At 44.1% G+C, this 26,300-nt stretch carries 23 protein-coding genes; 9 read left to right on the top strand and 14 right to left on the bottom strand.

All coding sequences use genetic code 11. The features are described 5' to 3' along the window. Positions 1-22 precede the first annotated feature (22 nt). A complete protein-coding gene (locus tag DQQ10_RS26010) occupies positions 23-991 on the bottom strand; it encodes a hydrogen peroxide-inducible genes activator (RefSeq protein ID WP_112749878.1) in 969 nt (322 codons plus the stop codon). A gap of 100 nt (positions 992-1,091) precedes the next feature. Here DQQ10_RS26010 and DQQ10_RS26005 point away from each other — a divergent pair, with 100 nt between their 5' ends. Together DQQ10_RS26005 and DQQ10_RS26000 are read left to right on the top strand one after the other, a co-directional pair. After that, positions 1,092-2,006: an alpha/beta fold hydrolase gene (locus tag DQQ10_RS26005; RefSeq protein WP_112749877.1), complete on the top strand. Its 915-nt coding sequence runs from the start codon at positions 1,092-1,094 to the stop codon at positions 2,004-2,006. A 30-nt stretch (positions 2,007-2,036) separates the two neighbouring features. Continuing rightward, complete coding sequence (locus DQQ10_RS26000; protein ID WP_112749876.1) at positions 2,037-2,453, top strand: OsmC family protein; 417 nt, start codon at positions 2,037-2,039, stop codon at positions 2,451-2,453. Positions 2,454-2,505: 52 nt separating this feature from the next. Here the strand turns inward: DQQ10_RS26000 and DQQ10_RS25995 are convergent, their stop codons facing one another. The 7 genes from DQQ10_RS25995 to DQQ10_RS25965 all read right to left on the bottom strand — a co-directional run bounded on the left by DQQ10_RS25995 (position 2,506) and on the right by DQQ10_RS25965 (position 6,829). Continuing rightward, the gene (locus DQQ10_RS25995) at positions 2,506-2,925 is read right to left on the bottom strand and encodes a DoxX family protein (protein WP_112749875.1); all 420 of its coding nucleotides are present in this window, start codon (positions 2,923-2,925) and stop codon (positions 2,506-2,508) included. Further along, positions 2,922-3,344 (bottom strand): GNAT family N-acetyltransferase, encoded by a 423-nt coding sequence (locus DQQ10_RS25990; RefSeq protein WP_112749924.1) that lies wholly within the window; start codon positions 3,342-3,344, stop codon positions 2,922-2,924. Before DQQ10_RS25990 ends, DQQ10_RS25995 begins: the two co-directional genes overlap by 4 nt. A 5-nt stretch (positions 3,345-3,349) precedes the next feature. After that, entirely contained in the window at positions 3,350-3,790 is a 441-nt protein-coding gene (locus DQQ10_RS25985) for a carboxymuconolactone decarboxylase family protein (RefSeq protein ID WP_112749874.1), read from the bottom strand. 83 nt (positions 3,791-3,873) lie between these two features. Continuing rightward, on the bottom strand, positions 3,874-4,677 hold the full coding sequence (locus tag DQQ10_RS25980) for a helix-turn-helix domain-containing protein (protein WP_112749873.1): 804 nt from the start codon (positions 4,675-4,677) through the stop codon (positions 3,874-3,876). A 70-nt stretch (positions 4,678-4,747) separates the two neighbouring features. Beyond that, a complete protein-coding gene (locus tag DQQ10_RS25975; protein ID WP_112749872.1) occupies positions 4,748-5,050 on the bottom strand; it encodes a hypothetical protein in 303 nt (100 codons plus the stop codon). Between the two features lie 54 nt (positions 5,051-5,104). Beyond that, entirely contained in the window at positions 5,105-5,506 is a 402-nt protein-coding gene (locus DQQ10_RS25970) for a RidA family protein (protein WP_112749923.1), read from the bottom strand. 261 nt (positions 5,507-5,767) lie between these two features. After that, the gene (locus tag DQQ10_RS25965; protein WP_245970549.1) at positions 5,768-6,829 is read right to left on the bottom strand and encodes an acyltransferase family protein; all 1,062 of its coding nucleotides are present in this window, start codon (positions 6,827-6,829) and stop codon (positions 5,768-5,770) included. Between the two features lie 188 nt (positions 6,830-7,017). Here DQQ10_RS25965 and DQQ10_RS25960 point away from each other — a divergent pair, with 188 nt between their 5' ends. Further along, positions 7,018-7,359: a HopJ type III effector protein gene (locus DQQ10_RS25960; protein WP_112749870.1), complete on the top strand. Its 342-nt coding sequence runs from the start codon at positions 7,018-7,020 to the stop codon at positions 7,357-7,359. 158 nt (positions 7,360-7,517) lie between these two features. Then, positions 7,518-7,868, top strand: coding sequence for a DUF4180 domain-containing protein (locus DQQ10_RS25955; protein ID WP_112749869.1), 351 nt, complete (start codon positions 7,518-7,520; stop codon positions 7,866-7,868). Between the two features lie 116 nt (positions 7,869-7,984). Here DQQ10_RS25955 and DQQ10_RS25950 read toward each other — a convergent pair whose 3' ends face one another. From DQQ10_RS25950 to DQQ10_RS25935, 4 genes are all read right to left on the bottom strand, one after another. Beyond that, positions 7,985-9,589: an arabinan endo-1,5-alpha-L-arabinosidase gene (locus tag DQQ10_RS25950; protein ID WP_112749868.1), complete on the bottom strand. Its 1,605-nt coding sequence runs from the start codon at positions 9,587-9,589 to the stop codon at positions 7,985-7,987. 64 nt (positions 9,590-9,653) lie between these two features. Beyond that, positions 9,654-11,408 carry a RagB/SusD family nutrient uptake outer membrane protein gene (locus DQQ10_RS25945; RefSeq protein WP_112749867.1) on the bottom strand — a complete coding sequence of 585 codons (1,755 nt, stop codon included), beginning with the start codon at positions 11,406-11,408 and terminating at the stop codon, positions 9,654-9,656. Between the two features lie 19 nt (positions 11,409-11,427). Continuing rightward, the gene (locus tag DQQ10_RS25940; protein ID WP_112749922.1) at positions 11,428-14,613 is read right to left on the bottom strand and encodes a SusC/RagA family TonB-linked outer membrane protein; all 3,186 of its coding nucleotides are present in this window, start codon (positions 14,611-14,613) and stop codon (positions 11,428-11,430) included. Positions 14,614-14,651: 38 nt separating this feature from the next. Further along, positions 14,652-16,370, bottom strand: a complete 1,719-nt coding sequence (locus DQQ10_RS25935) for a hypothetical protein (RefSeq protein ID WP_112749866.1) — start codon at positions 16,368-16,370, stop codon at positions 14,652-14,654. Positions 16,371-17,056: 686 nt separating this feature from the next. Between DQQ10_RS25935 and DQQ10_RS25925 the strand changes: the two genes are divergently transcribed. The 3 genes from DQQ10_RS25925 to DQQ10_RS25915 all read left to right on the top strand — a co-directional run bounded on the left by DQQ10_RS25925 (position 17,057) and on the right by DQQ10_RS25915 (position 20,020). Next, positions 17,057-18,097 carry a DUF3667 domain-containing protein gene (locus DQQ10_RS25925; RefSeq protein ID WP_112749864.1) on the top strand — a complete coding sequence of 347 codons (1,041 nt, stop codon included), beginning with the start codon at positions 17,057-17,059 and terminating at the stop codon, positions 18,095-18,097. Between the two features lie 265 nt (positions 18,098-18,362). Further along, positions 18,363-19,394 (top strand): ankyrin repeat domain-containing protein, encoded by a 1,032-nt coding sequence (locus tag DQQ10_RS25920; RefSeq protein ID WP_112749863.1) that lies wholly within the window; start codon positions 18,363-18,365, stop codon positions 19,392-19,394. 146 nt (positions 19,395-19,540) lie between these two features. Beyond that, the gene (locus tag DQQ10_RS25915; protein ID WP_112749862.1) at positions 19,541-20,020 is read left to right on the top strand and encodes a hypothetical protein; all 480 of its coding nucleotides are present in this window, start codon (positions 19,541-19,543) and stop codon (positions 20,018-20,020) included. Between the two features lie 110 nt (positions 20,021-20,130). Here the strand turns inward: DQQ10_RS25915 and DQQ10_RS25910 are convergent, their stop codons facing one another. Further along, positions 20,131-20,922 (bottom strand): SDR family NAD(P)-dependent oxidoreductase, encoded by a 792-nt coding sequence (locus DQQ10_RS25910; protein ID WP_221409798.1) that lies wholly within the window; start codon positions 20,920-20,922, stop codon positions 20,131-20,133. A gap of 208 nt (positions 20,923-21,130) precedes the next feature. On the opposite strand from DQQ10_RS25910, the gene DQQ10_RS25905 reads away from it, so the two are divergent. Next, positions 21,131-22,120 (top strand): GlxA family transcriptional regulator, encoded by a 990-nt coding sequence (locus DQQ10_RS25905; RefSeq protein ID WP_112749860.1) that lies wholly within the window; start codon positions 21,131-21,133, stop codon positions 22,118-22,120. A 298-nt stretch (positions 22,121-22,418) separates the two neighbouring features. Then, the gene (locus tag DQQ10_RS25900) at positions 22,419-25,424 is read left to right on the top strand and encodes an AAA domain-containing protein (protein WP_112749859.1); all 3,006 of its coding nucleotides are present in this window, start codon (positions 22,419-22,421) and stop codon (positions 25,422-25,424) included. A gap of 322 nt (positions 25,425-25,746) precedes the next feature. On the opposite strand, the gene DQQ10_RS25895 is transcribed toward DQQ10_RS25900, so the two are convergent. Beyond that, positions 25,747-25,926: a GIY-YIG nuclease family protein gene (locus DQQ10_RS25895; RefSeq protein ID WP_165824130.1), complete on the bottom strand. Its 180-nt coding sequence runs from the start codon at positions 25,924-25,926 to the stop codon at positions 25,747-25,749. Positions 25,927-26,300: the final 374 nt, after the last annotated feature.

Raw genomic sequence — 26,300 nt, 5'->3', positions numbered from 1 at the left:
ATTCTAGACAAAAAATGCGACACTATTGATGTCCTTCCAATATCTTCAAAAAATATGGCGAGTCATTCCATTTAACACGTTTATGTTTTCTATCTTTTTTTAACGGAGCAGGAAGGCAATTCCAAATCGTCGCGCTCATTTTTTCGAGCAATAATTTTCTGGTGAACGAATCGCTGACAACCAAACTAATGTCTCGAACCGGAACCGGGTCTTTGAAACTTTTGCAGAAGCCATCTTCCAATTCATTCATGACAGACAACCATGGCACCACGGCAAAGCCCAACGACGCGCGTACAAGGTTTTTTAACGTCTCTATTGAATTAATATCGTACACCGATTGCTCGGGTGTCTTTCTCTTGCCTCTACTACAGATATCAATCAACTGCGCGTTAAAGCAATATTCATCCCGCAAAAGCAATAGCTCGAGTTTGTCTTGCTCGCGAAGCTGGTAAGTCTTCGCTTTCAAATCAGGGTGTGCGGGATGCAAATAGGCCACAAAAGGTTCCTGGAACAATACGAACTCTTTCAGTGATGAATTACCTGTTGGCGTCGACATGATCGCAACATCAATTCGACCTGCTTCAAGATTTCTAATTAATTCCATCGTTGAAGATTCCTTAATCACAAATTTCATCTTTGGCATCGCCTCTTCCAACGCGCGGATAAATAGCGGTACGAGATACGGCGATAGCGTGGGTATGATTCCAATGTTCAAATTTCCTTGAAGGTCATTTTTTTTATTTACAACAAGATTTTGTATGGCGTCAACGTCTCGAAGAACCTTCCTGGCCTTCTCTATAATTTCGTCGCCAACCGTAGTCGGCTTTAGCGGCACACGCGACCGGTCAAATATTTTCACCCCTATCTCCTCTTCCAGATTTTTCAATTGAATTGTCAGACCAGGTTGTGTTACTGCGCATAACTCGGCAGCGCGCGCAAAATGCCGCTCTTGGTCAAGGGTCACGATGTATCGAAGCTGTTGCAGTGTCATACATTATAAGTTTCATTTATAATACCACAAATATATTAATTTGATTAATAATCAGCAAGCCGCCATTTTTGAGCCATCAATGAAACAAACAACATAGGATATGAAAACAAAAATGAACCTGGCCGCGACAATTCTCTTCCTCTTGTCGACGATAGTATCAACTTACACGTATGCGCAACGAATACCTGCTGCATTGGGACGCGAAGAATATATTGAGGTAGAGCCGAATGTTAAACTCCACGTTACCGATGTCGGCGAAGGGAAACCAGTTGTACTCATACACGGATGGCCATTAAGCGACGCGATGTTTGAATATCAATACAGCGCGCTGATCGACAATGGCTATCGTGTTATTGGAATCACGCTGCGTGGTTTCGGCAAATCTGACAAACCTTATGGACAATATAATTATGACGTATTCGCTGACGACATCAAATATATTCTCGACAAACTTAAAATTGAAAGCGCTACGCTCGGAGGTTTTTCTATGGGCGGCGCGACCGTAATCCATTACGCAGCAAAATACAAGGGAGCACATATCAACAAACTCGCCCTTTTTGGAGCAGCCGCTCCCGTATGGACAAAGCGCAATGATTTTCCCTATGGCCTATGGTCTACAGATGATGTCAATGCCCTGATCGAACTTAATAAAACCAATCGCATGCAGCTGTTGGAAAACTTTGGACAAATCTTCGGCGCATCATCAACAAGCGTCTCGCCGGCACTCGCACAATGGCTCAGCAACATTAATCTCCAGGCGTCTCCTTATGCAATGCAAGAGGCCTTGAAGGCGTTACGTGACTCAGACCTTCGTGAAGACCTAAAGAAAATCCAAGTACCGACGCTCATTCTTCACGGGAAACATGATCACATTTGTTCATATGACCTGGCAGAGCAAATGAAAATTATGATTCGACATTCAGAATTGATTCCTTTTGAAAAAAGTGGACACGCTCTATTCATCGAAGAACGCGAAAAGTTTAACAGTTCATTAATCGGCTTTATCAAGAAATAATTTCAAAAAACATCTAAACGAAATACTACTATGAAATTCACAAGAAAAGCAAATGCAAAATGGTCAGGTTCTGGTAAAGACGGTCTTGGAAATCTTACGACAGACAGTACCGTGCTCAACCAGACGCAATATTCCTACAAAACAAGATTTGAAAGTGGCGTAGGAACAAACCCAGAAGAACTCATCGCCGCCGCCCACGCTGGATGCTTTACCATGCAACTAGCATTTCTCTTAGACGCTGCAGGATATTCGGGACAACAATTGGAAACTGAAGCAAAGGTCATCTTTGAAGATGGTAATATCACACAGGTCCAGTTGACGTTAACTGGCAAAGCTGACAACATAGACCTTTCGACCTTTCAAGAGATTGCACAAAATGCAAAAAGGCTTTGCCCGATATCAAAAGCACTTAATGCAATGATCACACTAGAAATCGCTTTGAAATAACAGAGGCTTATGATCAGGAAGCTGCTGCCTAGACTGGTAAGCAGCTTTCTTTTTAGTGTCTATGTTTTGATCGCGCAAGGACAATCTCACTGAGTGCAAAACATGCCGCCGCAGCTGTAAAAACCGAATAATCTAACGGTGCTTTCACACTACTGAAAATCGCCATTGAAAATCCGAACGTTAATAATAAAGCGCCACTTATTATCGCTACCACGTTTGTTTTAAAATCCACCAACAACAGAATACCCAAGACAATTTCTAAAAACGTAGCAGCGCCTCCCGCGAAAGGAACAATCACATCGGGTAGGAATGGCACAAGTTGTTTCGTGTATACAATGAAATTACCCCATTTGCCCCATGCCGAAATAGCTTTCGGCCAAAGACCAAATCGATCCGCGACAGCAGAAAGAAAGCTTGCGCTGATGGCGATCCGCAGAAACCACTCCACAATTTTAATTCGTTTTGTATTCATAACATTCTGCTAAAATGAAAAGCGCTAATGATGAAATTTTGCTGAAGGTAAAGCCTGTGGGCAGTCGTCCGGGTTGGCCCGCTGTCAAGTTGAATGGACTGACAGTTTTCTTGCTTCGCCACGGTGTATAAATGCGCCAACAGTATTGAGGCATATCCTTTTCCCCTACTCCCTTGTAGCGTTGAAAGATCATCAATGTATAGCATTTTCCCACAATGAAGCATCGGAAAAATACGGTATCCCGCGACCGATACAACAACATGCTGGTCGCGAATGAATAGCAACACATACCCCTCACGTTGCATATCCCTTATTTGTTTTACAAAGCCATCACGCTGGAGCATTGGGCGAAGCAACGACATAGTTTCCCAGCAAGAAACTATGTCATCGTCTGAATTTGCAATCTGAATGTTTGTCATCTTCATCATTCAGGAATTAGCAACGTAGCTCTGCCAATACGATTCCAAGCGTTGATGCAAGCGATTGCCATGATTGCATGAGACACGTTTTCTTGTCCGAGTACGCTCACGGCTGTGTCGAAAGTCTGATCCGATACACCATTTTTTGCAATTAAAGTCGCTTCATCTGTTAACGCTAGCACGGCACGTTCTTCCGTTGAAAAGTAAGGAGAGTCTTCCCATGAATTCAAAGCTAAAAGTCTTTTCGTGGTTTCACCATCCGCGATCGCGTCTTTGCTATGTGATTGGATACACAGCGCACAACCGTTTATGAGTGATGCACGCACTTTTATAAGGTGATATAATCCTTTCGCGAGACTTGTCGTAGCAATATTCTTATCTAACTGAATGAGTGGCTGATAAGCGCCCGGGGTAACTTTAGCAATGTCGATTCTTTGCGTTTGCATATTGTAAAATTTGATGATGCAGCAAAGATCTTGCGTCGCGTGACGTTAGTAAATGGACAAAACCTTGAGAATGGTGGACAACGCTATTTTGTAATCAACGTCCGTAAATGATCTTTTGCGCGACTTGCAGTTTGCTTCTTGAAGAATCTTGAAAAATAATGAGGATCGTCGAAACCTAATTGCAGTGCTACCTGCTTCACATTCATATCTTCATAATTCAACAAACGTTTTGCTTCTAATACAATCAAGTCGTTGATTAGCTGTTGTGTTGTTTCGCCGGTATTCTTTTTTGTTAACTCATTCAGTTTTTGTTCCGTGATATTCATCTGCGCGGCATATTCTTTCACGGTAAGGCGTTTTGAAAAGGTATCGCGAACGATTTTGAGAAAATGAAGAAATACAGCATCGGGCTTGTATAGTGGACGCTGTTGCTGTACAATTTTGCAGCGACTAACCTCTATCAACAATAACTTTACAATCGCGTGTAAACTAGCTTCATATTCAAATTGCTGTGCGTCGAGTTCATGATGCAGCTGCGCGAGATGGAACTCCACATTCTTTAGTACCGATTCATTCGGAATATTGATAATTTCATTAAGCGCAAAATGACAAAACAGACCATTGTGATAGATCAGCTCAATTGACTTATCGTCTTTACAAAAGAAATCGTAGGTAAATTCCACAACGACACCTTCACCAGCGGTATCGAGAAATCGGTAAAATTGTTTTGGCGTTATGGTAAGGAATTGGTTGGCGCCAAGCGAATAGTGTTGTTGGTCGATTTCAATGGAAAGATATCCACGGCGACAAAATAAGAGAACAAACTTATGCTGACGCTCCGGCTTCGCCATTAATAGCGCCTCATCAATATCGAATCGCGAGATCATCGTTTTAGAATCAAGACAATATTACGATTCAAAACCAAAAAATGAAAATCACGCTATAGTAGCACACATGTTATAAAGGAACACCAGCTTGACAAGATAGACACGCATTCGAATAAGCATCGTATTCGTCGTAGGCAGCTCCGGGTTTTCCAAACAGTGTTATGATCCGATCGATCCGAATTCGCGCTTCATTATTAAGTATAATGAACATTCCTTCACCGGCAACGTCTACCAGGTTTACAACAATTCCGCTCCAATCATCAACCTGTTCGGCATCGTTCCAATAGAAAATTTTACCGGATGTCTTCTGCTGAATTTGTTCATTGATCACTTCGCGATACTCATAAGCAACAGGTGTATATGCATTAGCCATGACATTGTAATTTACCCTATAAACGGGCGCGCGTGATGAATAATTCCATCAATCCTATTTAAAGGCAAATGCTTCTATTTCCACGAGATAGTCGGGGTGCGCTAAACCGGCAACAATGACGCCTGTAATCACCGGCGGTTGTTTTAATTTCCTGAGAAATTTCCGGGCGCCTTCAAATCCTTTTCTAACATCTTGGCCCTGCAGAATAAAAATCGTCAATTTAACGAGATCATCTAATGTCGCGCCAGTTGCCTTCAATGCAATTTCGATGTTGTCCAAAATAAACTCAGTCTGCGCCACGAGATCTCCCCTACCTACAATTTCCAAGTCTTTGTTGATAGCGTTCTGACCGCCGATATAAATGCTTTCGCCATTTCCCTTCGTCACAGCGATATGCGAGAACGCGGGGTTCTGCATAAAACTTTCCGGGTTGATAAAAGTAATCTTGCTGCTCATGAATTTCTTTTTTTGTTGACAATTTGAATTAAGGTCCGCCATGAAATGGGAACTTCTACTTCTATTGACACGTAAAATTCATTGCCAAACTGCCGGACGAATATGTAATCATTACACTATTACTGTATTCAGCGCTACTCATGGTGCTCAACTGTCACAAAGGCGCGCGACCATTAGCTACAGCCCCAACCTACCTTCATCTGATACAGTCTTGGAGCAACTTCTTCGATTACCAAGCCGTTACTTGATAAAAATGAACTTTCACCTCAATACTATTTTTCTCTTTAGGTACTGACGAATGGGCTTATCAATAAACACGAGCACGAGATATGACAAAAAAATCAACAGCAAGGTACCCGCAACGGTAATGATGCTCATCTCTTGCAAAGAAGGTTTGTAACGCTGAACATAGCTAAAGAAGATCCAAATAAAAGGATAATGAATCATGTAAAGTGGATACGAAATTTCTCCAAAAAACGTGCATACCTTTTCAGTTCTATGTCCTGGCACAGCGCCTGCGCCTAATGCCAGGAGCAACGGAAAATATAGAATCACAACGAGGGGCTCTACAAACCAGTTATATGTAGTGGAGAAGGGAATCAAAAAAGCAATCATCAGCAGCAGACTTGGTAATAAGAAGCCGAACTTAGACCTGAATACAAACCCGGAACGATATACTAATATACCAGCAACGAATGGAAAGAATGCTCGTACGCCACCACCCCAAAAATTATCGCCACTCCATCCGACGCCTAAATTTGTCGCGTGATGTGCTTCAATAAATAATGCTATCGCTCCAACAATTGCCAATGTCCACAATACCTTTTTGCCTACACGAACGAGTATGAGCGCATAGACAATACTTCCAACATATTCCCAAAACAACGACCACGACGGCGGATTAAGATGAAATATATTGAAATAACGTTCAGGCACTACCGCGTAGGGAATCATCAACAATGATGTTATTAGCATCGGCCAGAATAGCGGTTGATACTTCGTAAAAAGGTCACTAAACGGATCGACCATAAAGGCAATCATTCCCCAAATTGTTCCGATGACGACTAACGGATGTAGTCTAATCAATCTCAATTTTAAAAATGATTTAATTCCAATAATCTGAATACGATTGTCATACGCATAGGCAATCACAAATCCTGACAAACAAAAGAAGAAGTCAACTGCGAGGTAAGCATGCGTAATAAAACTTTCAGCCGGATTCGGTATGGCAATTTCCATAAAGTGAAAAATGACCACCGTGATGGCTGCGACGCCGCGAAGACCGTCGAGCACTTGGTAATGTTGCTTGGTCTCAAGGACCATCGTCGAACTATTTGGACTGTTCATCTCCGAAACATAATAAAACAGGAGATTAGTCGCGTGATAATTTGATGACCGGAAAAAGAACTGCTCATAAAGGCGACGGAACTATATGCACGCACACAGCATTTCGTAGCCCCCAACATTGGCTAATCGTGAACCTTCGTTAAATTCGCAGAAAAATATTTCACATGAAAGAACAGCTGTCCAATCTGCTAGCAATGTTAAAGGCAAACTCTCGCCAGTTTAAAGACGTGATTGAATTTATTGAGACGTACTATCAACATCACCCCACAGCGTTTAAGAACGGATCGCAGCATAATGAAGCAACTCAGAATCAAGGTAGCGCAAAGGTTTTTAGTTTCGCAAAGATCAACCAATTGAGCAAGGATGACACGCTATTTTTATTTGCAGAACATTATCAGGCTGTGCTAAACACGCCCAATGGTACCGACCATCAAAATATTAGGCAATTTATGCTTCATGGTTGGGATGGAATTATTTTCGAAGGTCAGGCGCTCCGCCCTAAGTAGCATCCGTTTAGTACTCACTTTGAACATTTATTGTGTCACGATCACGACCTAATCGACGACCAAATTGCAAAACTCGTAGGTCGTGAGTGATTGAAATCAAATCGCCCGTAGTTGGCCATGCGTTCAACCACCTCAACCAATAAAAAATAGTAATCTTCATGAAATTCATTCAACACAATGTGAACGGCATTTCAATTGCAGAACTCATTGTTCACGCCCCCCCTATCGGTTCAACGCAAGAATTTTTACAAATGATGATGGATTCGTCCGCTGAAGCCGTTATCGTTCGAAAAGAAAGTATTCAAGAACTTTTCTTCGATTTAAAAAGTGGTATCGCAGGTGAGATGTTGCAAAAAGTTGTAAACTACCGACTACGGCTGGCTATCGTGGGTGATTTCTCAATCTATGACAGTAAAAGTTTAAAAGCTTTTATTTACGAGAGCAATAAGTCCAACACCATCGTTTTTGTGAGTACGATAGAAGACGCTTTGAAGCGGTTGAGTTCTTAAAACAAAAACTGCATCCGTGTTCACTTCTTTGATTGGAAATTTAATCCTGTCCATTACAGACACGACACGGCGAAAATTCAAAGAAAAAAAAGCCCGCATTGCTGCAGGCTTTGTTGCTATTTTTTCTTTCCCCATACCGGTCGTCCATTGGCGGTAAGTCCAGAATAAATAAGCGTGATGTTCCGGGGCGATGCCTCCCAATCGAGCCCTCTTTCCACGCAGAGTTTTAAATCTCCGATGGTTAATACCTTCTTGGTTTCATCATAGGTCCAGTCCGCGGTAAATGCTCCAGTCGTTTTACCGTCAGCACCGAGTGTAAGTGTTGTTGACGTCTGCAACGTTTTGTATTGGTATTCCATGGTGATATTTTCCCACGTGCCTACCAAATCATTTTTCACGATAGCCGTTTGAGGCACGGCAGCGTAACGCTCAGGCATCACCACTGGCCATCCATCGTCTGTCCAGCGAATGTGTCGAATATGTCCCATCATGATGGCGTTACTGAACGTGTTGCCTCCCGTGTTTTCTGGTAGACGTCCTTGAGAAGCGTAGTACCATTCTCCACTAGCCTCATCTTGCAAGACTGCACAATGTGAAATGCCAACCCAACCCGAATGATTATTAAACTTGTATGGATGTGTTAGCATTGGCCAGCAATCGCCCCCCTGCGTGATATCTTTACCATCAATTCCAACCCATGGGCCGGTAATGTTTGTTGAACGGCATACGCGTGTATTGTATGCAACCGACAATTCATCATACGCAAGGAAGAGATAATAGAAGCCTGTGGTTTCATTGTATATGATCTCCGGTCCTTCTTGAGCTTGCCAACGATTCGCATCGCTGTTTTGTCTGCGCGCAATACGCACACCGTGGTCGGTCAGTGTTTCAAGTTTATCAGGCTTACCCGTTGTCGGATTTATTTCCAACGCTACAATGCCAGAATGCCAAGAGCCATAAACAAGCCAATGCTCATTCTCAGGTGTGACGACGTAAGAAGGATCGATAGCGTTCCACTTGAAATATGCACTCCAATCATCGAGATTCGCACGTGACCAATTCGTGCCGCGATCCGTTGCCGACGATACTACCATACCGCGATCAGTCCACGTATTGTCTTTTAAGCTAGTCGTTTCCATTAGTCCAATAAACGCCCGCTCTGTCCATGACCCATCAAAGTTTGCAGGCGTGTTGGTCTTTCCACTCTCAATGTAGTTGTCAACAATGATACTGTAGTACATACGATATTTATCGCCGACCTTTCTCACTACAGGAGCCCAATGCCCGAATGTAGGTGCATCAATCGGTGTTAAACCAGCGCGTTCGCGTATGTTATTCAACGTGTCTTTGACCCATGTTGGTGTCGCGGGCATAGATGCTCCGATGTAAGTCCAATTCACTAAATCTTTCGAGCGCCGACCATGAAAATGTCCATGTCCTACATGCTCGTTACCGTAAGAAGCATCGGTGCCGTACATATAGTAATATTCACCATCGTACACAACACTTGGGTCATGTACGTTAGCAAGATTCCATGATGTGCGGTTTCCCCACGATGCGATTGAAGCATAGTCGTCAGCATACGTTGGCGGAGTGAATTCCGTCGACGGTGTTTTTGGTTTCGTTACGATCCCCGTCGGTTGTAAATCATCGGTATTACATGCCGCAAGCAAAACGGAAGTGAGTCCGATCGAAAAATTGAATAAGTGCTTTAGTCTCATGTGTATCTATTTTACTAAACGTCCTTCTCAACACAACGCGTCGACAAGGACGTTTATCATTTTTTTAATTTAAATCGGTGACTGGGCGAACGGACCATTTGGCAAGGAAACCAGGTCCATTATCATTATTACGATTGGCCGAATTGCCCACGAGGTTCGGGTTGGAATTCAGTATTCCTTGAAATATCGGGAAGTACTCATGTCCCTTATATAAATACTTGAACGATGAGTCGTCTGCCGTCGCTTCTGTTAGCGGATCAGTGTTAGCGGTGCGATCTCGTTTGTAATATCCGTGCTGAATAAGTTGTTGCATGCGACCCTCATCATAAAAAAATCCCCAGCGAAGCAAGTCAATTCCGCGACCGTTCTCACAACCAAATTCTTTAGGCCGTTCCACGTTCGCAATCTGTTCAAAGAGATGATTCGCCGAAGGGAAATCCGAAAGCTCAAGATCTTTCAACGCTACACGTCTACGGACTTCATTGATGTAATTAATCGCAACTTGCGTCGGACCGTTTATTTCATTTTCACATTCCGCCGCACGTAGGAGCACATCGCTATAACGCATGAGACGCAAGTTTATTCCGCATTGCAAACCATTGGTGATTGTGCTATAAATGTTATTTCTAGCATTCGTAAACTTGGCGATGGATATTCCTCCTTGAGCATTGTTTGAGAGTGGCGTCTCTGTTACCGTTTCCTTATAAATCACATTGCTGCGCGGATCTCCATCCGGATATGCCGCCGTAGGAATGTCGGTGTACGTGTTATACTCTGGCTCATATGTTACGAGTGTCCAGTACAGTCGTGGATCAAGACGATTATCCGTACACTTTTCGCCTCTGAAAAGATTATACAGCCAAGGAGATCCAGCGAGATCACCCCAACTTCCTAATTCCTGCGACGCATAATTACTTTCTACCGCATGCCCTTGCGTAGCATCCGGACTGATATTGACCGGCGTCCATTCTTCGTCGGTACCACCTGTACCATAGTTCATGAACTGAACTTCAAAAAGGCTTTCAGAATTATTCTCGGTTCCTTCTTTAAAATTGTCGCCATAATCCTGAGTGAGTGTATAAGTCCCATACTTACCAGCGATGATATCTTTCAACACCGCGTATGCTTCCGGAAATTTATGACGGAACATCAACACGCGCGCAAGATATCCTGCGGCAGCACCACTGGTAGCGCGGCCCTTTGCCCATTCCCCACCGTTGTTACGCGAGGGAAGTATTTGCATCGCGGTTGTCAAATCTGTCTCAATCTGATCAAACACTTCGTCTTGCGTATTATTCGGTGCGTATAAACTCGCGATATCAGAATAAGATTCATAGTCGATGATCAAGGGAACCGACTGGTAGTACGTCGCCAAATGATAGTATGCCAATGACCGGAGGAAAAGTGCTTGACCTTTTATTTGGTTGTACACCTCTTCGGACATTTCAACATCTTCAACTTTCGACAGTACGAAATTTGCGCGATTAACAACATGATAGTTGTCACGCCACGGCCACTCGTCACCTATTCCAATTGTGCCGGGAGAATTTAAGTTGTCATATTCCAGATACCATTGCTGCGATGAGTTCCAGACTTCATCCCCACGCACGGCATCCAACGTATAGCCTACACGCGCAAAAGTTCCCTCGAGGCGGATGCGATTGTAACATGCAATAAGCGCTTCCTGAAGTTCAGGCTCGGAATCACCAAAGTCGAACGTTGTTTGGTTGTTCGGGTTCTTCACTTCGAGCAGATCATCGCATGCCGTCGTGCTAGCCATGAGTGCCAACACCGTAAGAATTTTATATATGCTTTTCATAAGTTCTTAGATCTATGTATTAGAAAGAAAACTGTACACCCGCCATGACGGTGCGTGGCGTTGGATAAGAGGCGTAGTTGAATCCAGGTGTGAATGTACCGCCAGCAAAATCGACATTATAGCCACGGTATTTTGAGAATGTAAACAGGTTTTGGCCAGAAGCATAGAGACGAACCTGGCTTACATAACCGGCAAACCATTTATCAGGCAAGTTATATCCCAGTTGTATGTTTGCAATTCTCAGGTACGCTGCATTTTGCATGAACCGTTGGCTGAACATATCGTTTGTGATGGCACCAGTAGGTTTGTTCGCCACACGCGGCACATTGGAATTAGGATTGCTTTCCGTCCAAGCGTTCAGAAGGTCTGTGCTTTTATTAAGTGCACCGTAAGAACTCCGCAGGGTCATATCTACAAAATCAACAACGCGGAAGCCCGTAACGCCTGTGCCAAACACGGTCAAGTCAAACCCTTTCCATTCAGCGTGAATATTAAATCCATAGGACATAGAAGGTAATCCGCTACCTAAATACTCTTGATCCAGGTTGGTGATTTCACCGTCGTTATTCAAATCTGCATAGGCAGCGTCACCGAGTTGCGCACCAGGTTGATTTACTGGGTTACCTAAATCATTGACACGATCAGTGAGCTGTTCCGGTGTTTGAAATACGCCTTCGAACACATAGCCATAGAATGCACCGATTTCGCGGCCCACTTCTGTTCGGGAGTTCCCTACCGTATAAGGTAAATTTCTAACACCAAGTTTCGTCACTTGATTTTTTTGCGTAGATAGGTTACCTGAAATATCGAATTTCACAGCATGCCGATCGTTGTGATATGTGGCTTGAAACTCCAGACCAGCGTTAACCATCGTCGCTGCATTCATTCTTACATCTGGATTTGTGAAACCCGCTTGTGGCGGGACTTCGACACCGTAATGAAGGTTTACCGTTGTCGCTTTGTACCAATCGAGTGAGAACTCTATTTGATTGTTAAATAAGCCAAGATCAAATCCAATGTCCGCCATTTTCTTCCGCTCCCACTTCAGGCGTTCGTTGGTGAAGTTCGATAGCGCTGAGCCATTTACTTTTGTATTTCCAAAACTGTATGTATAGTCAGACCTAGTCATCACATTCATATAGTTATAATAGCCCAAATTGAAAACATTACCGAGTTCACCATAGCTCGCACGAATTTTCAAGAGATTGATTGTTGATTCAGGTACCTGAAAAAAGTTTTCCTCATCAATGCGCCAACCTGCAGATCCAGCATAAAACCATTCAGAATTGTCAGCTGGAGAAAGTCGGCTGGATCCATCTTTTCGAATCGTACCGGATAGAAGGTATTTTTCACCAAACTCATAATTCACACGACCGAAATATGAGGCTAGTACGTCCTCACCTTCATTGCTATCCGCTTGCGTCTCTCCGGCGTTGTTCACTTGGGTATAATAAGGCTCAGGAAGATTTACACCGCTCCCCGTGAGGGAGTGCTCAAGGGTTCGCTGAAAGGAAATACCCCCCACCACATTGACATGGTGACGTTTTATTGTTCCATCATACGTAGCGAAGTTTTCGATCAATGAAGTACTACCATTCCAATACGATTGGCTCAATGTTTCATTACTCTTCGTCAGGTAGTTCGTGGTGCTCTGTATGAATGCAGGCACGAATGTAAAACCCTTTACAAAAGTCCGGTTGTATGACAAGTTCAATGTGTAATTCAGTTTGTGATTCTTGTTTGGTGCGCCAAGCATGTCAATCAAATCAACGATCGCAGAACCCGAGGCTAAAATTCTGTCGACCTTCGTGTTCCGTTCTAGGAGATTGTTGGTAAGCAAAACATTCGTTACCCGCAAGTCGCCGTGAATGTTATCGTAATATGTTCCATAGCCATAAGAGTCATGCGTGTACTGCGATGCCGCAGCAATTTTATCATCGAGTACCCATGTTGACGGATCATAAGCTTTGATCGTAGGCGGCAACAACAGCGCTGAAGCCATCACTGGAAACTGTGCACCATATAAGCCCTCTACGTATTCATTCGCATTACTGAGCGCCATGTTATCCTGATCGCTATGGCTGTACACAATACCAGTTTTGAATTTGATAAACTTAGCATCGAAGGTATTGTTGATACGTGCGGTGAAACGATCGAAATTAGGACCTGCACCTTCTATTGTTCCTTGCTGACTAAAATAGTCAAGGCCGATGCTGTAAGTATTATTGTCACCACCTCCCGATAGGTTGATGTTGTGATTCTGTCTTACGCCGGTTTTGAATGCTGCATCTTGCCAGTTCGTATTAACTTTTGGCGTACCATCTGCTGCGTACAAGTAGTTGGGGCTGCTTGGATCATAACCTGAGGGAACATCCATATTACTATTACCAAAGGACATATTGATAAAATCGCCATACTGCTTGGAATTCATCACGTCGTACACACCATCCTGCACTTGATCAAGTCCCATGTAACCACTGTAGTCAACTTTCAGGGGCTGATTCTTCTTCCCTTGCTTCGTCGTGATGATAATAACACCGTTAGCAGCCCGAGCTCCATAAATGGCTGCCGCGGAAGCATCCTTCAATACTTGTACGGACTCGATGTCGTTCGGCGAGAAATCACGGACGGTTTGCCCCACGATTACACCATCGACGACATAGAGCGGATCGGTACTCCCAAACGAACCGATACCACGAATACGTACTGTTGGATTGGCGCCGGGTTGCCCATCGGAAGTAACTTGTACACCTGCAACTCTGCCTTGCAACATTGACGAAACGTTTGAGTTTGATACTACTTTCATTTCATCCGGGTCAACGATCGCGACAGAACCTGTAAGATCAACCTTGCGTTGTTCACCGTAACCGATTACCACAACTTCTCCTAAGCTCATCACATCGGTTTCCAACATAACATCGATCGTTGTACGCGCCCCTACTTCTATCTCTTGGTTCTTGAATCCAACAAAAGAAACAATTAGCACCGCGCCATCCGGCACCACGATCTGATACTTGCCATCGGCATCTGTAACCGTTCCGTTGGTAGTACCTTTCACAACAATTGAAACACCTGGCAACGGATCACCTTCTTCAAACGTTTTGATGACGCCTGATACTGTTCGATCCTGCGCCCAAACATCCGGGGCGACCATCATCAAGACTACCAGCACGGCGGTAGCCTTTAGTTGTAAATACTTCTTCATAAATATTTTCAATTTTTTAAAGATCATTTTGCTTTGACTTAATCAACGATGACGAGATAGGCACCCTCAGTTACAAGCGCACAAGTCAAATCAGAACTGTCTACAGTTATCCCCGCGTACTTCTGGAAATGTGTTTCCCCGTTCGCGTAAGTGACATTGTATAATATATCAGCGGTGTTGTTACCATGGTTGGTGACTGTGATGACAATCTTCGAACCACTGATGTTCGATGCAAACGTCGCCCAATTCCAGTTTGATGTAAGAACGGCCCCAGCATAGCCCGGTCCCCAACCAAAATTGTCCATGCGCACCACTGCGGAAGCAGGGTTAGCGGCAAGCATATCAACGTTCAAGTTGCCGGCTTTGCCAACAGCCACACTTGGACTATTCCAGTTGTTAAGATTATTAGAGTAACAGTAGAGTGTAATCACGCGGCTCGAACCAGAAGCGACCGTGTACGCATTTGACGATGTTGGCCAAGGCGTCGAGAAATCAGTTGCTCCCACTTGACTCGTTCCTTTTACAAGTGTTAATGGAGCGGTCGTTGTTACCGTCTTCGTTGCGCCGACATATGAAATAAGCGCTGACTGAGTCCCTGTGGCTGCAGTAATCTTTCCGAATTGCAGACTCTCATGAGGCATTACCCCCGTTGATCCATCAGAATAGGTTGCTGCTACCTCAAGCCCTTTCGGATTAAATGTGATAGGCGCGTTGTTGAAGTAGTAATAGGTCGTTATGATGGGTGGCGTCGTTACAGCGAGACTCGTCACTGCATTTGTAACTTCGAGTGTATAAACAGTGGATACTGGCGGACCATATTTACCTTGCTTCGTTTTGCTGTATGCTGCGACAACAGTCTTCACACCGGTAGTCGTCATGTCGGGAATAACATTAAAAGAAATATCTGCGGAATCCACAGGAGCAGATGACCCATCAGCAAACGTTACGGTTGCAACTGCATTGCCCCAGAAATTTTCATCACCCTTTTCAACAAACGCGGGTGCACCAGTGATGGCAATGGATACTGGATTAACATCTTCGACAGCGGTAACCCTGGATGGCAACAAGTATGCTTTCTTCATTACGAAATGACTGCCATCACAAACCAAGAATGCGACGATATCGGCAGTAGCCGAAACTGGTTGGTTATACGTCATGACCAACTCAGTTCCATTTTTACCAACAGCGGTAGCTGTTACAAATGCATTCCCGGTAGGTGAATGATCGATCTCCAACGTGACGTAAGCACCTTGCATTGTTTCTCGGAAGTCGTTCCAGATATCGTCATCGCCGTTCGTGTCAGGGTAGTTTTGATCAATCATGTTTCCATCATAATCAGCATTTCCCCAGCCATAAGCATCAGAACGGAGCACAAAGTACTCGGCATACTCCTCGGCTTCGCGGTCTGCAACATTGGCGACTGCAACGTTCCAGTTGTTCCAATTATTTACGCCAGTGCCATTGTTGACAAATTCAATATGCAAAAGCTTATTGGCAGGAATTGTAAAGTAGTCGGAGAACGATGTCCACCATACTGCGCTGTTATCCTCTGCCCCAACGATCGTCGTAGAGATCGTAATGTACGTCGTGTCGCCGGTGTTCATTCCATCCTTGATCGCGGCAATAGAGTCGATCTTATGTTGGAGATCATCTGGCGAGTCGATTTCATAAGGTTCTAAGCCCTCACATCCAACTAAGGCAATAGCTGCGAAAACAGCTGCGCACCAAGCAAACCATATCAGTTTAGATATTTTCATAATGATAAATTGGTAGGGTTATAGATTTCACAGTCCGTGTCAAGTACCTTCATCGCAGCCGTAGCGTGTTCCGAGAAAATTCTTCGATCGTTTTCGGGAATGGTGTTTTGCCAACTCGCATGATCAACCGACCAATAAAAGGTCGGTGATTGAGTAATTGATTTTTTCATATGGGTTTGTTTTGGGTTTAGATGGGCTTGAGCCATATAATTGTTAAATATACACTTTTTATATTAAACGTACCGCTTACACTTATAATTTAAATCGATTTAAATTCAATTTATTTCGATTGCAATAGATTAAAATAGAATAAGCTAGGCAGCGAATTTCAACGAAATCAGGCCATTTTTCGCCACTGAATTCCAGTCTTTGCGAAGTCCGGACCGTATTTATGCCTTCTAAAATCGTGGCTCTACAAATGGATAAATACTCAGCACTCCCGGACGTTCCATGCCAGTTCTAGTAGACCCCGTAAGTCTTCATTGAATTTGAAATCCATGCTCGCATTGTGAACGTCGCGTTGAGAGTTCATTTCATCCATTACAGAATGAACCATCTCTGGCTTCAATTGAACTAAGCATTGATGGCCATCCGATACTTATGACCCTGGTTTGGAGATTGATCCATTATTTGTCTTCAACGGAATAAAAGCCTTATTTTGAGCCTTCACGGGATAAAGGGATTTCATGGGGCATCTGCGGAAGGAGAAAAACTGTTTGAATTGCGGGGCAATCGTTGAAGAGCGATTTTGTACACGTTGTGGTCAAGAAAATATTGAAACCAAAGAATCATTCAGTCACATACTGCGTCACTTCTTCGAAGACTTCACTCATTATGATTCCAAGTTCCTCGTCACGATGAGGGATTTGTTTACCAAGCCTGGTTTTCTCACCAACGAATATCTTCAAGGAAGAAGGAACAGCTACCTGCATCCTATCCGAATGTACCTGTTCATTTCATTCGTCTACTTCCTTTTCGCATTGTCAACAGGTAACTATGCTGCGCGCGTTCAAAAGGGCCTTCAGGAAAAGGCGTCCTATGACGATCGAAAGATTGTGCGCGATAGCATAGCAATGATGATCGCAAAAACAAAAACAGACACAACCCATGGCCCCGTACGCGCGGCGGTGTTGACCCACATAGACAGTCTACTTCACTTTCCGAAAGACACTGCGCAAGAAGCTTACAATGTATTGATGTTTGGCGACGTCGACTATCGATATCTAAGCCGTTTCGACTCCTTACAGCAGACGCTCCCACCCGATCAGCGCGAAAGCAGTGTACGATCGTGGTTTTACAGCCGCTGGTTACAGTCGATAGAAAAATACGGGACAGGCTCTACGGCGCTTCTTATTCAGAAAACCAGAATGGCAATTCCTAAATTGATGTTCATCTTATTGCCGCTGTGTGCGCTCATCTTGAAACTCTTCTACAGCAAGAAAAAATATTGCTATGCTGATCATGCCATATTTACCTTGCACTTTCATTGCGCCGTGTTCCTACTTTTTCTAGTGATTGACATCGTTGCGTACATAACATCGGCGGCGAAACAATATCTACCGATTGCTGAGACATTGCTCATCGTAATCTATTTCATCACCGCTATCCGTACTGTCTACAAGCAGTCATGGGCGATCACTACATTGAAGTCCGTCGGTGTCGCCATCGCTTACCTGATGATGTTGATGGTCGGTGTTTTGGTATTGGGACTCACGGCACTTTTGTGAACCCGTGCCCACTTTTAAGCCTAACAAATAGTGCGTCGGAAATCATATCGTTTTTCTTTTTACTTCAACGCGAGTACGAATTGACAATGTATTCTTTGTACAGCGCGTCGCATTTTTTTTTACCACTTCACTTCTCGCGTTTAGTACAAAGATCCTCAGCTCCGCATACACCCAGGCGCCGGATTTCTGTAGGATTTGTAGTTATTTTTCCCATCTTTCGCGCAACGTGTCACGAGGCACAACATGAGGCGCACAAACGCTTACAATGTCAAAAGAAAAAGAGCTTCTGGAAGCCATCAAAGATGTTAATGTTACGCTTGTAGCAAAGCTTATTGAGGAAAACGCTGACGTAAACTACATCGACGACGACAAAGCGTCGTATGGCTTAACGTGGCCGCTCTTACACCATTGCATTTTCAAAGCCAGTAGTCCTCGCAAGAAAGGACATACCGAAATAGCCACACTGCTTTTGGCCAATGGCGCCGATATAGAAGGTGTGAACCATATGGGTGAGACGCCGGCACTTTTTTCAATCAAATACTTCGCTCCGGAAATTCTCGAATTGCTCATTCAGAAAGGTGCTAACATCCATACCGTGTCAAGACAGGGCAAAAACGGAAACACCGCATTCGACATTATTCTGGATCGATATTATTACGATCAAAAGCTAGATCTCGATCACATTGATGACGAAGAATCCGAGGCAGCGAAGGAAGCCATTCGCAAAGGAGAAGGAAGCAGTCTCACTGCGATGTACGCACGGATCGATGCATTGGTAAAAGCCGGGTACGATTTGGAAGCTGGCGAATACTCCGCTGCCCTTTGCACCATGTTTGAAATTGAGCAAAAAAAAATACCCACCAAAGCGTTGTCTTACCTATTCAACAAAGGGGCTGATCCGCGCGCCTACGTCACGCTGGGCGAGCATCGCATTCCATTATTCGCATATGCATGCCATATCGATCTTCCTGTGGAACTCCTGGAAGATATGGCCACGCGCATAGGGCTGAATTACGTTTTTAACGAGTACGATGATAACGAGCCACTCACTATCGCGATTATGAACGACAATCTGGCATTGGTGAAAAAACTAATTGAACGCGGGGCCAACGTGCGAGCGCAAGAAGAGCGACCACTGCTCCAGGCATGCGCGACAGGAAGCCTGAAGATCGTCGAATACCTTGTTGAGCATGGCGCAGATGTACACTACCTGGACAAAACAGGCAAGAAAATTATAGACTTCGCTGAACAGAATAATTTTCCCGCAGCTGTTGTTGAATACTTGAAGTCGAAATAGTACTGGGAACGCTCACGGTGCTTGCGTTCTAATATCCATTCGATCAACAATCCTCTTGTATTGGCAAACAATCGAAAGATTCTGCAATCCGATCTTTGAGATTAAGTGAGTAGCGAATCTTTTCAGAACTTCGTGCGCCCATCGTTTTGTACGACAGCAAGGGCATTGAAAGATCAACCGCTCTATTTTTTTCAGTTTGTCCTTGCACGGAATCTATTTACAACATTATCCGATCTTTTGAAGCGGCAATAACCGACGCTGGATTTGCAATCAACTTTTCAGACCCTATTTCTTTGGCCGATGTACAGACAGCGGAACTGGCACTTGGGTTTACGTTCCCCTGGGAATATCCGACGCTCATCACCACACACGGCTTGCTGTACTTTCTGCATTTAAAATCACAGGCGTACCTCTTCGACATGCTACTCCCCGCGCACATCGTAGAAGACATAGCATTTGCATTCGACGACCAGGACAATCCACGGCGCGACGTTGTAATCTTTCAAAAGTTCGGCGAGCGCATCTTATCCTGGAACACCACCACACTTTTTATGTTCATCAGGGAGTGCAGACAAACGATGTTTATGCTTCCAATGCTGCTGCGCCGCGCGGACCGTTGCCTGTAAATTTACAGGATCACCAACTTGTGGCCGCCGTATTAACAGAAGGAGAACTCGGCCTCGGCAAGGCGCTACAGCAGATCATGGGAGGAACTGATATTCGGAATTGAAGTTACCTAATGAACAATCATTCCAGCAGTGAGATTGAACAAGGTTCCTGTAATGGCGCTTCCATCGTCAGAAGCAGCAAAGACCGCCGCATCTGTGAACTCCTTTAAAGTTGTAAGGCGTTTTCGATGCGTGAACGACCGTGACGCTTCATAGAATTGATCAAGGGTTAATCCGTGCACTTTGCTGTGAATACTCCATACTTCATCGATAAGCGGTGTTTCTTCAATGCCTGTGCTAAGCATGCAGATGGATCGAACACCTTGTTGGCCGTACTCCAGCGATATAGATCGTGACAGCGCTTCTAACGACGACCATGCCGGGATCATTCCACCAACATACGGCGCGCTTTGACGACTCGCGTTAGGAACATGGCTAAGGATCACGCCTTGATGTTGTTTGATCATATGTGGTAATACGCATTTGGCGGTGATGAAATGCGATTGCGCATAAATACAAATCGGCTTCAGAAAATTTTCGACAGAAAGATTAGCAAGGGCAATCCCTTGAATGCCAGTTTGCGGAAGCCCAATGGTATTGAAAGAAATATCGATCACTCCAGTTTTCGAAACAATCTTGTCGATATGTATGCGAACGGCTTGTTCATCGAGTGCATCCAGCACAGCTGTTGCAATACTTCCATTCGCGGCTTGAATTTCTGCGGATATTTCATCCAGCCTGGTCTGCGTACGACCTGCTAAAAAAATCCTGGCACCTTCACGGGCAAAAGCTTTTGCAATGGCACCACCAATGCCTCCATTGCCGTAAATCACTGCTACTTTGTTTTCGAGACGTTTCATATGTTGTGAATTAATTTGTGATATGTTAACTGTTTTATCGCGTGATCATCGACTTCTTGCCACAAATGTATTGGCCAATTCAGACTGTAAACGGGTGTGAATTGGACCATCTAGCGGGTTGATTTGGACATGGTGAAAGTCCTATATTTATAGGGTAGAAGAATTTATCGCATGGGCGTTGATATCATTCCACTTAACCAATAGATAGATGAAACATGTTACCGTCATCGTCAGTCAATGGCAAACAAATCTGAGCGCCATCGTTGGAATTCATGAAGTGTTCTCCAAAGCAAACCATCATTGGAAGTCGAAAGGAAAAAGAGAACCGTTGAAAGTTGAATTTGCGAGAGTGGGTTCGGCGAAGCAAGTTTCTTTTTCCGATGGGTTATTTATGGTGAAACCGGAGCGACATATTTCAGCGATCATGAAAACGGACTTAATTATCATTCCGTCGATCAGTCCTCGATTTAAAACGAATGATAAAGACAACAAATTTTTGCTGCAATGGATAAACGATCAATTTGAGAATGGTGCAGAAGTAGCAAGTATTTGTTCCGGTGCATTTCTCCTGGCATCAACAGGCTTGCTCGACGGAAAACGTTGCTCAACGCATTGGGGATTGGCGGATGAATTCAAGGCGAGGTTTCCCAAGGTTAATTTGGAAAGAGATCGGTTGATTACAGATGAATCTGGCATCTACACCAATGGAGGCGCGTACTCCTTCTTGAATCTATTGATCTATCTGGTCGAAAAATTCTATGATCGGGCAACGGCAATTCATTGTGCGAAAGTTTTACAGGTAGAGATTGAACGTATGAGTCAGTCTCCGTTTTCAATTTTCAACGGACAAAAATCGCATGGCGATGATGTTGTAGAGAAGGCTCAGAACTATATTGAAAGTAAGATCACTGAAAAAATATCGACTGCGGATCTTGCTACAAAATTCTCTCTTGGTCGCCGGAATTTCGATCGCCGCTTTATCAGAGCAACGGGCAACACACCTTTAGCGTACACACAACGTGTAAAAATAGAAGCTGCTAAAAGATTGTTTGAGAATAGCCGGAAAAATATTAATGAGGTGATGTATTCGGTGGGCTATTCTGATACCAAAGCGTTTCGGGAAGTGTTTCGCAAAATAACAGGTATGTCACCCATCGATTACCGTTCGAAGTATAATAAAGCCATTGCTTCCATCTGAAGCGGATTCTTTCAACGGTGAGTTGAGGGAGATCAATGAATTATTTACCCAGGCCTCAGTTTTCTGCGTCGAACACATAGAACCCCGTTCACTATTATTTGCAAGAGCGTGCGTCCTTCCTTCACCGGAAACATCCCGTCGCGACCAAGTGTTACAAATAATATAAGCGAAGGCTTTGTTTTGATACTTGTCCAATTCCGATTGAATTAGAGGAAACGGGGCCCATTTATTCAAGGTTAAATAGTTTTAATACTCTTTCACTTCGAGTAACTTTCTCATTCATCGTTGACTTTATTCTATGACGTTAGAAAACCGATTGCTTACCTACTGGAAGAACAATCTTTCGGATGCTATGCGTGCATCTGTTGATGTTTCGCCGGCCAACTCTTATCAACCCCTTAGTGATTTCTTGTCCAGTGGCCGAATAGATGAACCGATTACATCCAGTTTGTTTGAAAAAGAAGAGCTAAAGAAGAACAAGGAAAAAGGCATCACATTAAGGGACGGTCCCGATTGGGAGCGACTTGAAGGTGTGCCTGTAATACTTTCCCTATTTAAAGTAAACCACATACCGGATAACCTCCAGTATATGGGTAACCGCAAAAGTCTGTATCCATTTTGGATTCAAGGGACATTGCTTCGCAGTGGGGAGCTTCGCGTTCCTGATGAATACTTCCCGCTCGTTCCACGAGAATACCTCAGCCCTATTGGTAACGAGTTGCATGATTATGTATTCAGTACCGTTGACGAAATTGATCAGGCTGCTGCATTGAGACGCGAGCCAATTGATCAATGGGCAACGTACATCAAATACATTGAGCAAGTCTTCACACAACTCACCGAGCAGTCGCTGAGCAGTTACCAAACCGATGGTCATCTTGTTGTGAAGGAGACAACGCTTGTCGTCCCGGACAAGGAAGTTGGTGCGGCGATCGCGATCGTTGATTTATATAAACATCTTTTGGAGGAGGCCCGTACACCCCCTTTACTTCATCAATTTGTTACATTAAAACAGAAACAACCCAATCGCGAACCAATCAGTGTTAATCAATTTATGGATGCCCACATCGGACATCTCGGCCAGATGGGTAACTCCTTTCCGCTAAGTATAAGCCAGCGGAAAAGTCTGTATACCTTCCTATCCAGCACTGACTCCCGGGTATTTGCCGTCAACGGTCCTCCAGGTACAGGCAAAACTACGTTGCTTCAGAGTATTGTGGCAAATGAAGTCGTGCTCGCAGCAATTAAGGGTGAAGCGGCGCCTTTGATCCTTGCATGCTCTGCTAATAATCAAGCAGTAACCAATATCAACGAGAGCTTTGTTAAAGCTGATAGCAATCTTGATTCCCTTAAAGATCGGTGGTTGCCGAACTTCTCCGGATATGCTTCTTACCTACCTGCTAATGATAAGACGGAGAAGGAATTGGCCAACCTTAACTTTATTAAGCTTGGAAAACTCCCCGGGACCTTCACCGATATGGAAAGCTCGGATTACGTCACGCGGGGGAAAGGCCTTTACCTTGAAAAAGGCAACTCCTATCTCAATCAAAACTATGTTCAGGTTAGTGAAGTCGTGGATGCTTTACAACGCCAGATTATTGGACTAAAGGTTTTCCTGGAACAAGCTCGGACGCTTTGGAAAAATCTCAATGTACAGATTGATTTGATCCGCCCATCCTTCAACACCCCTCCCGATTTAAACCAATGTTACGATATCACATATTGGCAGGGGCTTAGGCAAGAGCTGGAATCAACCGAGGAAAAAGTAAAACAGTACTTTGAGCGCGAGCCGTTCTTTAGAAAACTCTTCTGTTTTTTTTCGCTGTCGAGATGGGTGCGTGAAAGAGAATTGGAAGTAAAATCCCTCTTTCGAGATTTTACATTAAGCAAAGAAGGATTACAATATAGATCCAAAGTCAAGTTGCAGGATTTTTTTCATCAGCGCATCGAGACAATCATTGACATTTGCAAAAGCCTTCAAGCGTGGAACACCTGGAAATCTGCCAATAGTATTATCCACAATCCACCAAGCGACGAACAAGCGATGTGGGAAATTGAGTATGCCAAATTAAAAGGAAAGAACAAACTAGGCTACTTCTTCGATGAAGTAGATTTGTCGCTACGACATAAAGCATTTCATTTGGCCATTCATTATTGGGAAGGGCGTTGGCTCATGGCAATGACTGACCGAATTGATCCAAATAATGGACGAGGAGGCAGAATGGAGAACTGGCAGACACGCGCGATGTTAACTCCTTGCTTTGTCAGTACCTTTTTCATGGCTCCGAAATTCTTCTCTTATTCTAAAGCAGCCGGATACCGAGATGACAAATCAGTTAAATGGGAAAGTCCACCGCTAACCTCTTTTATTGATTTACTTATTGTAGATGAGTCTGGGCAAGTAAGTCCTGAAATCGGAACAGCCATTTTCGGCCTTGCAAAAAAGGCCGTGATTGTTGGTGATGTCAAACAGATTGAGCCAGTTTGGAACATCACTCCAAAGATGGATATGGGTAATCTCCCAAGACATAAGATCATCATGAACGTGGAAGAACCGTTGCACCGAACGTTGTCAGACAATGGATTTCTAAGTTCGAACGGCTCCATCATGAAGATGGCTCAGCATGCATGCGACGTATTCGATCCTTCGAATAAAATGAAGGAACGAGGAATGATGCTGCTTGAACATCGGAGGTGCTTCGATGACATCATATCATATTGTAATGATCTGGCTTATGAAGGAATGCTGAAGCCTATGAAAGGTAAGGCAAAGGCCGGGCAGTTATTTCCTCCAATGTTATTGATTCATTCGGAAGGCAACTCACAAGTTCATCATAAGGACCGATCAAATGAAAGCGAAGCAGAGCAGATCAAAAAATGGCTTACAGCAAATCGGGCAAAAATTGAAAGTCATTATAACAGCGACACAACTAAACCTAGCAAGCCCATTGAGGAAATTGTGGCCATCATCACTCCGTTTAAAGGGCAAAAGCGCCTGCTCATCAATAAGCTCAAAAGCAGTGGAGTGAATGTGTCCAAGATGAAAATAGGAACAGTTCATGCGTTGCAAGGTGCAGAGCGTGATATAATCCTCTTCTCACCGGTATATGGTGAAGGTGACGTGTCCGTCATGTTTTTCGACCGAGACAACAAACCTAACATTTTAAATGTCGCTGTGTCTCGGGCAAAGGAGAGCTTTATTGTGATTGGTAATGAACGGATTTTCAATCCTAAATCTCATAGTCCTTCCGGAAAATTGATCAAGTACCTGGTGCGGCATCACGAGGTGCCATTAATGAAATAATACTTCGTCACTTAGTTCTTATACGTGGGTGTCGACAGAAGCCCGCTTACTTCAAAAGCAATTGATCGATCGTGCATGGACGGATGAACGAGAAGCAGGCGATTCGTTGTCTAGCAGAAGATGACGTAAGTATAGTAACGCATAACGGTTTGTGTTAAAACGAAGAAGCCCGTATTTCTGCCGCTTCAGTTTTTTAAGTCGGGGTGGCCAGATTCGAACTGACGACCTTGGCGCGAAGCGCGCCGCGTGATACCGGGCTACTCGCGATCTATATCTGCAAGAAATCGTTGTGCTCCTCTACTCTTAATTTTTTTCTCCAGCTTCATTGCATCAGCTCGTGTATCACACTCCATCGACCATAACAGTATCCAAGGAATGCCATACCTGATCGACTTGTTTCTCCAGTATTATGTTCGTGTAGCCGGTTATCTAGGTTTTCAGTGTGACCGATATAATAGCGATTCGTTGTCTCGCTGAAGATGATGTAAGTATAGTAACGCATAACGGTTTGTGTTAAAACGAAAGAAGCCCGCATTTCTGCAGGCTTCAGTTTTCTAAGTCGGGGTGGCCAGATTCGAACTGACGACCTTGGCGCGAAGCGCGCCACGTGATACCGAGCTACGCTAACGACTCCTAAAAACCTATTACTGCAAAACGAAAAAAGCCCGTATTTCTGCAGGCTTCAGTTTTTTAAGTCGGGGTGGCCAGATTCGAACTGACGACCTTGGGGCGAAGCGCGCCACGTGATACCGAGCTACGCTAACGCGACTCCTAAAAACCTATTAGTGCAAAACAAAAGAACCCTGCATTTTTTGCAGGCTTCAGTTTTCTAAGTCGGGGTGGCCAGATTCGAACTGACGACCTTGGCGCGAAGCG

The sequence above is a fragment of the Pseudochryseolinea flava genome, assembly GCF_003286915.1.
GTDB lineage: Bacteria > Bacteroidota > Bacteroidia > Cytophagales > Cyclobacteriaceae > Ohtaekwangia > Ohtaekwangia flava.
Note: the sequence above shows the minus strand (reverse complement) of the source record. Positions and strands in the feature narration are given on the sequence as shown.

Excerpts from the sequence above, each read along its gene's own strand:
- DQQ10_RS26010 (WP_112749878.1), bottom strand. The coding sequence starts at position 991 with ATGACACTGCAACAGCTTCGATACATCGTGACCCTTGACCAAGAGCGG.
- DQQ10_RS26005 (WP_112749877.1), top strand. The coding sequence starts at position 1,092 with ATGAAAACAAAAATGAACCTGGCCGCGACAATTCTCTTCCTCTTGTCG.
- DQQ10_RS26000 (WP_112749876.1), top strand. The coding sequence starts at position 2,037 with ATGAAATTCACAAGAAAAGCAAATGCAAAATGGTCAGGTTCTGGTAAA.
- DQQ10_RS25995 (WP_112749875.1), bottom strand. The coding sequence starts at position 2,925 with ATGAATACAAAACGAATTAAAATTGTGGAGTGGTTTCTGCGGATCGCC.
- DQQ10_RS25990 (WP_112749924.1), bottom strand. The coding sequence starts at position 3,344 with ATGACAAACATTCAGATTGCAAATTCAGACGATGACATAGTTTCTTGC.
- DQQ10_RS25985 (WP_112749874.1), bottom strand. The coding sequence starts at position 3,790 with ATGCAAACGCAAAGAATCGACATTGCTAAAGTTACCCCGGGCGCTTAT.
- DQQ10_RS25980 (WP_112749873.1), bottom strand. The coding sequence starts at position 4,677 with ATGATCTCGCGATTCGATATTGATGAGGCGCTATTAATGGCGAAGCCG.
- DQQ10_RS25975 (WP_112749872.1), bottom strand. The coding sequence starts at position 5,050 with ATGGCTAATGCATATACACCTGTTGCTTATGAGTATCGCGAAGTGATC.
- DQQ10_RS25970 (WP_112749923.1), bottom strand. The coding sequence starts at position 5,506 with ATGAGCAGCAAGATTACTTTTATCAACCCGGAAAGTTTTATGCAGAAC.
- DQQ10_RS25965 (WP_245970549.1), bottom strand. The coding sequence starts at position 6,829 with ATGGTCCTTGAGACCAAGCAACATTACCAAGTGCTCGACGGTCTTCGC.
- DQQ10_RS25960 (WP_112749870.1), top strand. The coding sequence starts at position 7,018 with ATGAAAGAACAGCTGTCCAATCTGCTAGCAATGTTAAAGGCAAACTCT.
- DQQ10_RS25955 (WP_112749869.1), top strand. The coding sequence starts at position 7,518 with ATGAAATTCATTCAACACAATGTGAACGGCATTTCAATTGCAGAACTC.
- DQQ10_RS25950 (WP_112749868.1), bottom strand. The coding sequence starts at position 9,589 with ATGAGACTAAAGCACTTATTCAATTTTTCGATCGGACTCACTTCCGTT.
- DQQ10_RS25945 (WP_112749867.1), bottom strand. The coding sequence starts at position 11,408 with ATGAAAAGCATATATAAAATTCTTACGGTGTTGGCACTCATGGCTAGC.
- DQQ10_RS25940 (WP_112749922.1), bottom strand. The coding sequence starts at position 14,613 with ATGAAGAAGTATTTACAACTAAAGGCTACCGCCGTGCTGGTAGTCTTG.
- DQQ10_RS25935 (WP_112749866.1), bottom strand. The coding sequence starts at position 16,370 with ATGAAAATATCTAAACTGATATGGTTTGCTTGGTGCGCAGCTGTTTTC.
- DQQ10_RS25925 (WP_112749864.1), top strand. The coding sequence starts at position 17,057 with ATGGGGCATCTGCGGAAGGAGAAAAACTGTTTGAATTGCGGGGCAATC.
- DQQ10_RS25920 (WP_112749863.1), top strand. The coding sequence starts at position 18,363 with ATGTCAAAAGAAAAAGAGCTTCTGGAAGCCATCAAAGATGTTAATGTT.
- DQQ10_RS25910 (WP_221409798.1), bottom strand. The coding sequence starts at position 20,922 with ATGAAACGTCTCGAAAACAAAGTAGCAGTGATTTACGGCAATGGAGGC.
- DQQ10_RS25905 (WP_112749860.1), top strand. The coding sequence starts at position 21,131 with ATGAAACATGTTACCGTCATCGTCAGTCAATGGCAAACAAATCTGAGC.
- DQQ10_RS25900 (WP_112749859.1), top strand. The coding sequence starts at position 22,419 with ATGACGTTAGAAAACCGATTGCTTACCTACTGGAAGAACAATCTTTCG.
- DQQ10_RS25895 (WP_165824130.1), bottom strand. The coding sequence starts at position 25,926 with ATGCGTTACTATACTTACATCATCTTCAGCGAGACAACGAATCGCTAT.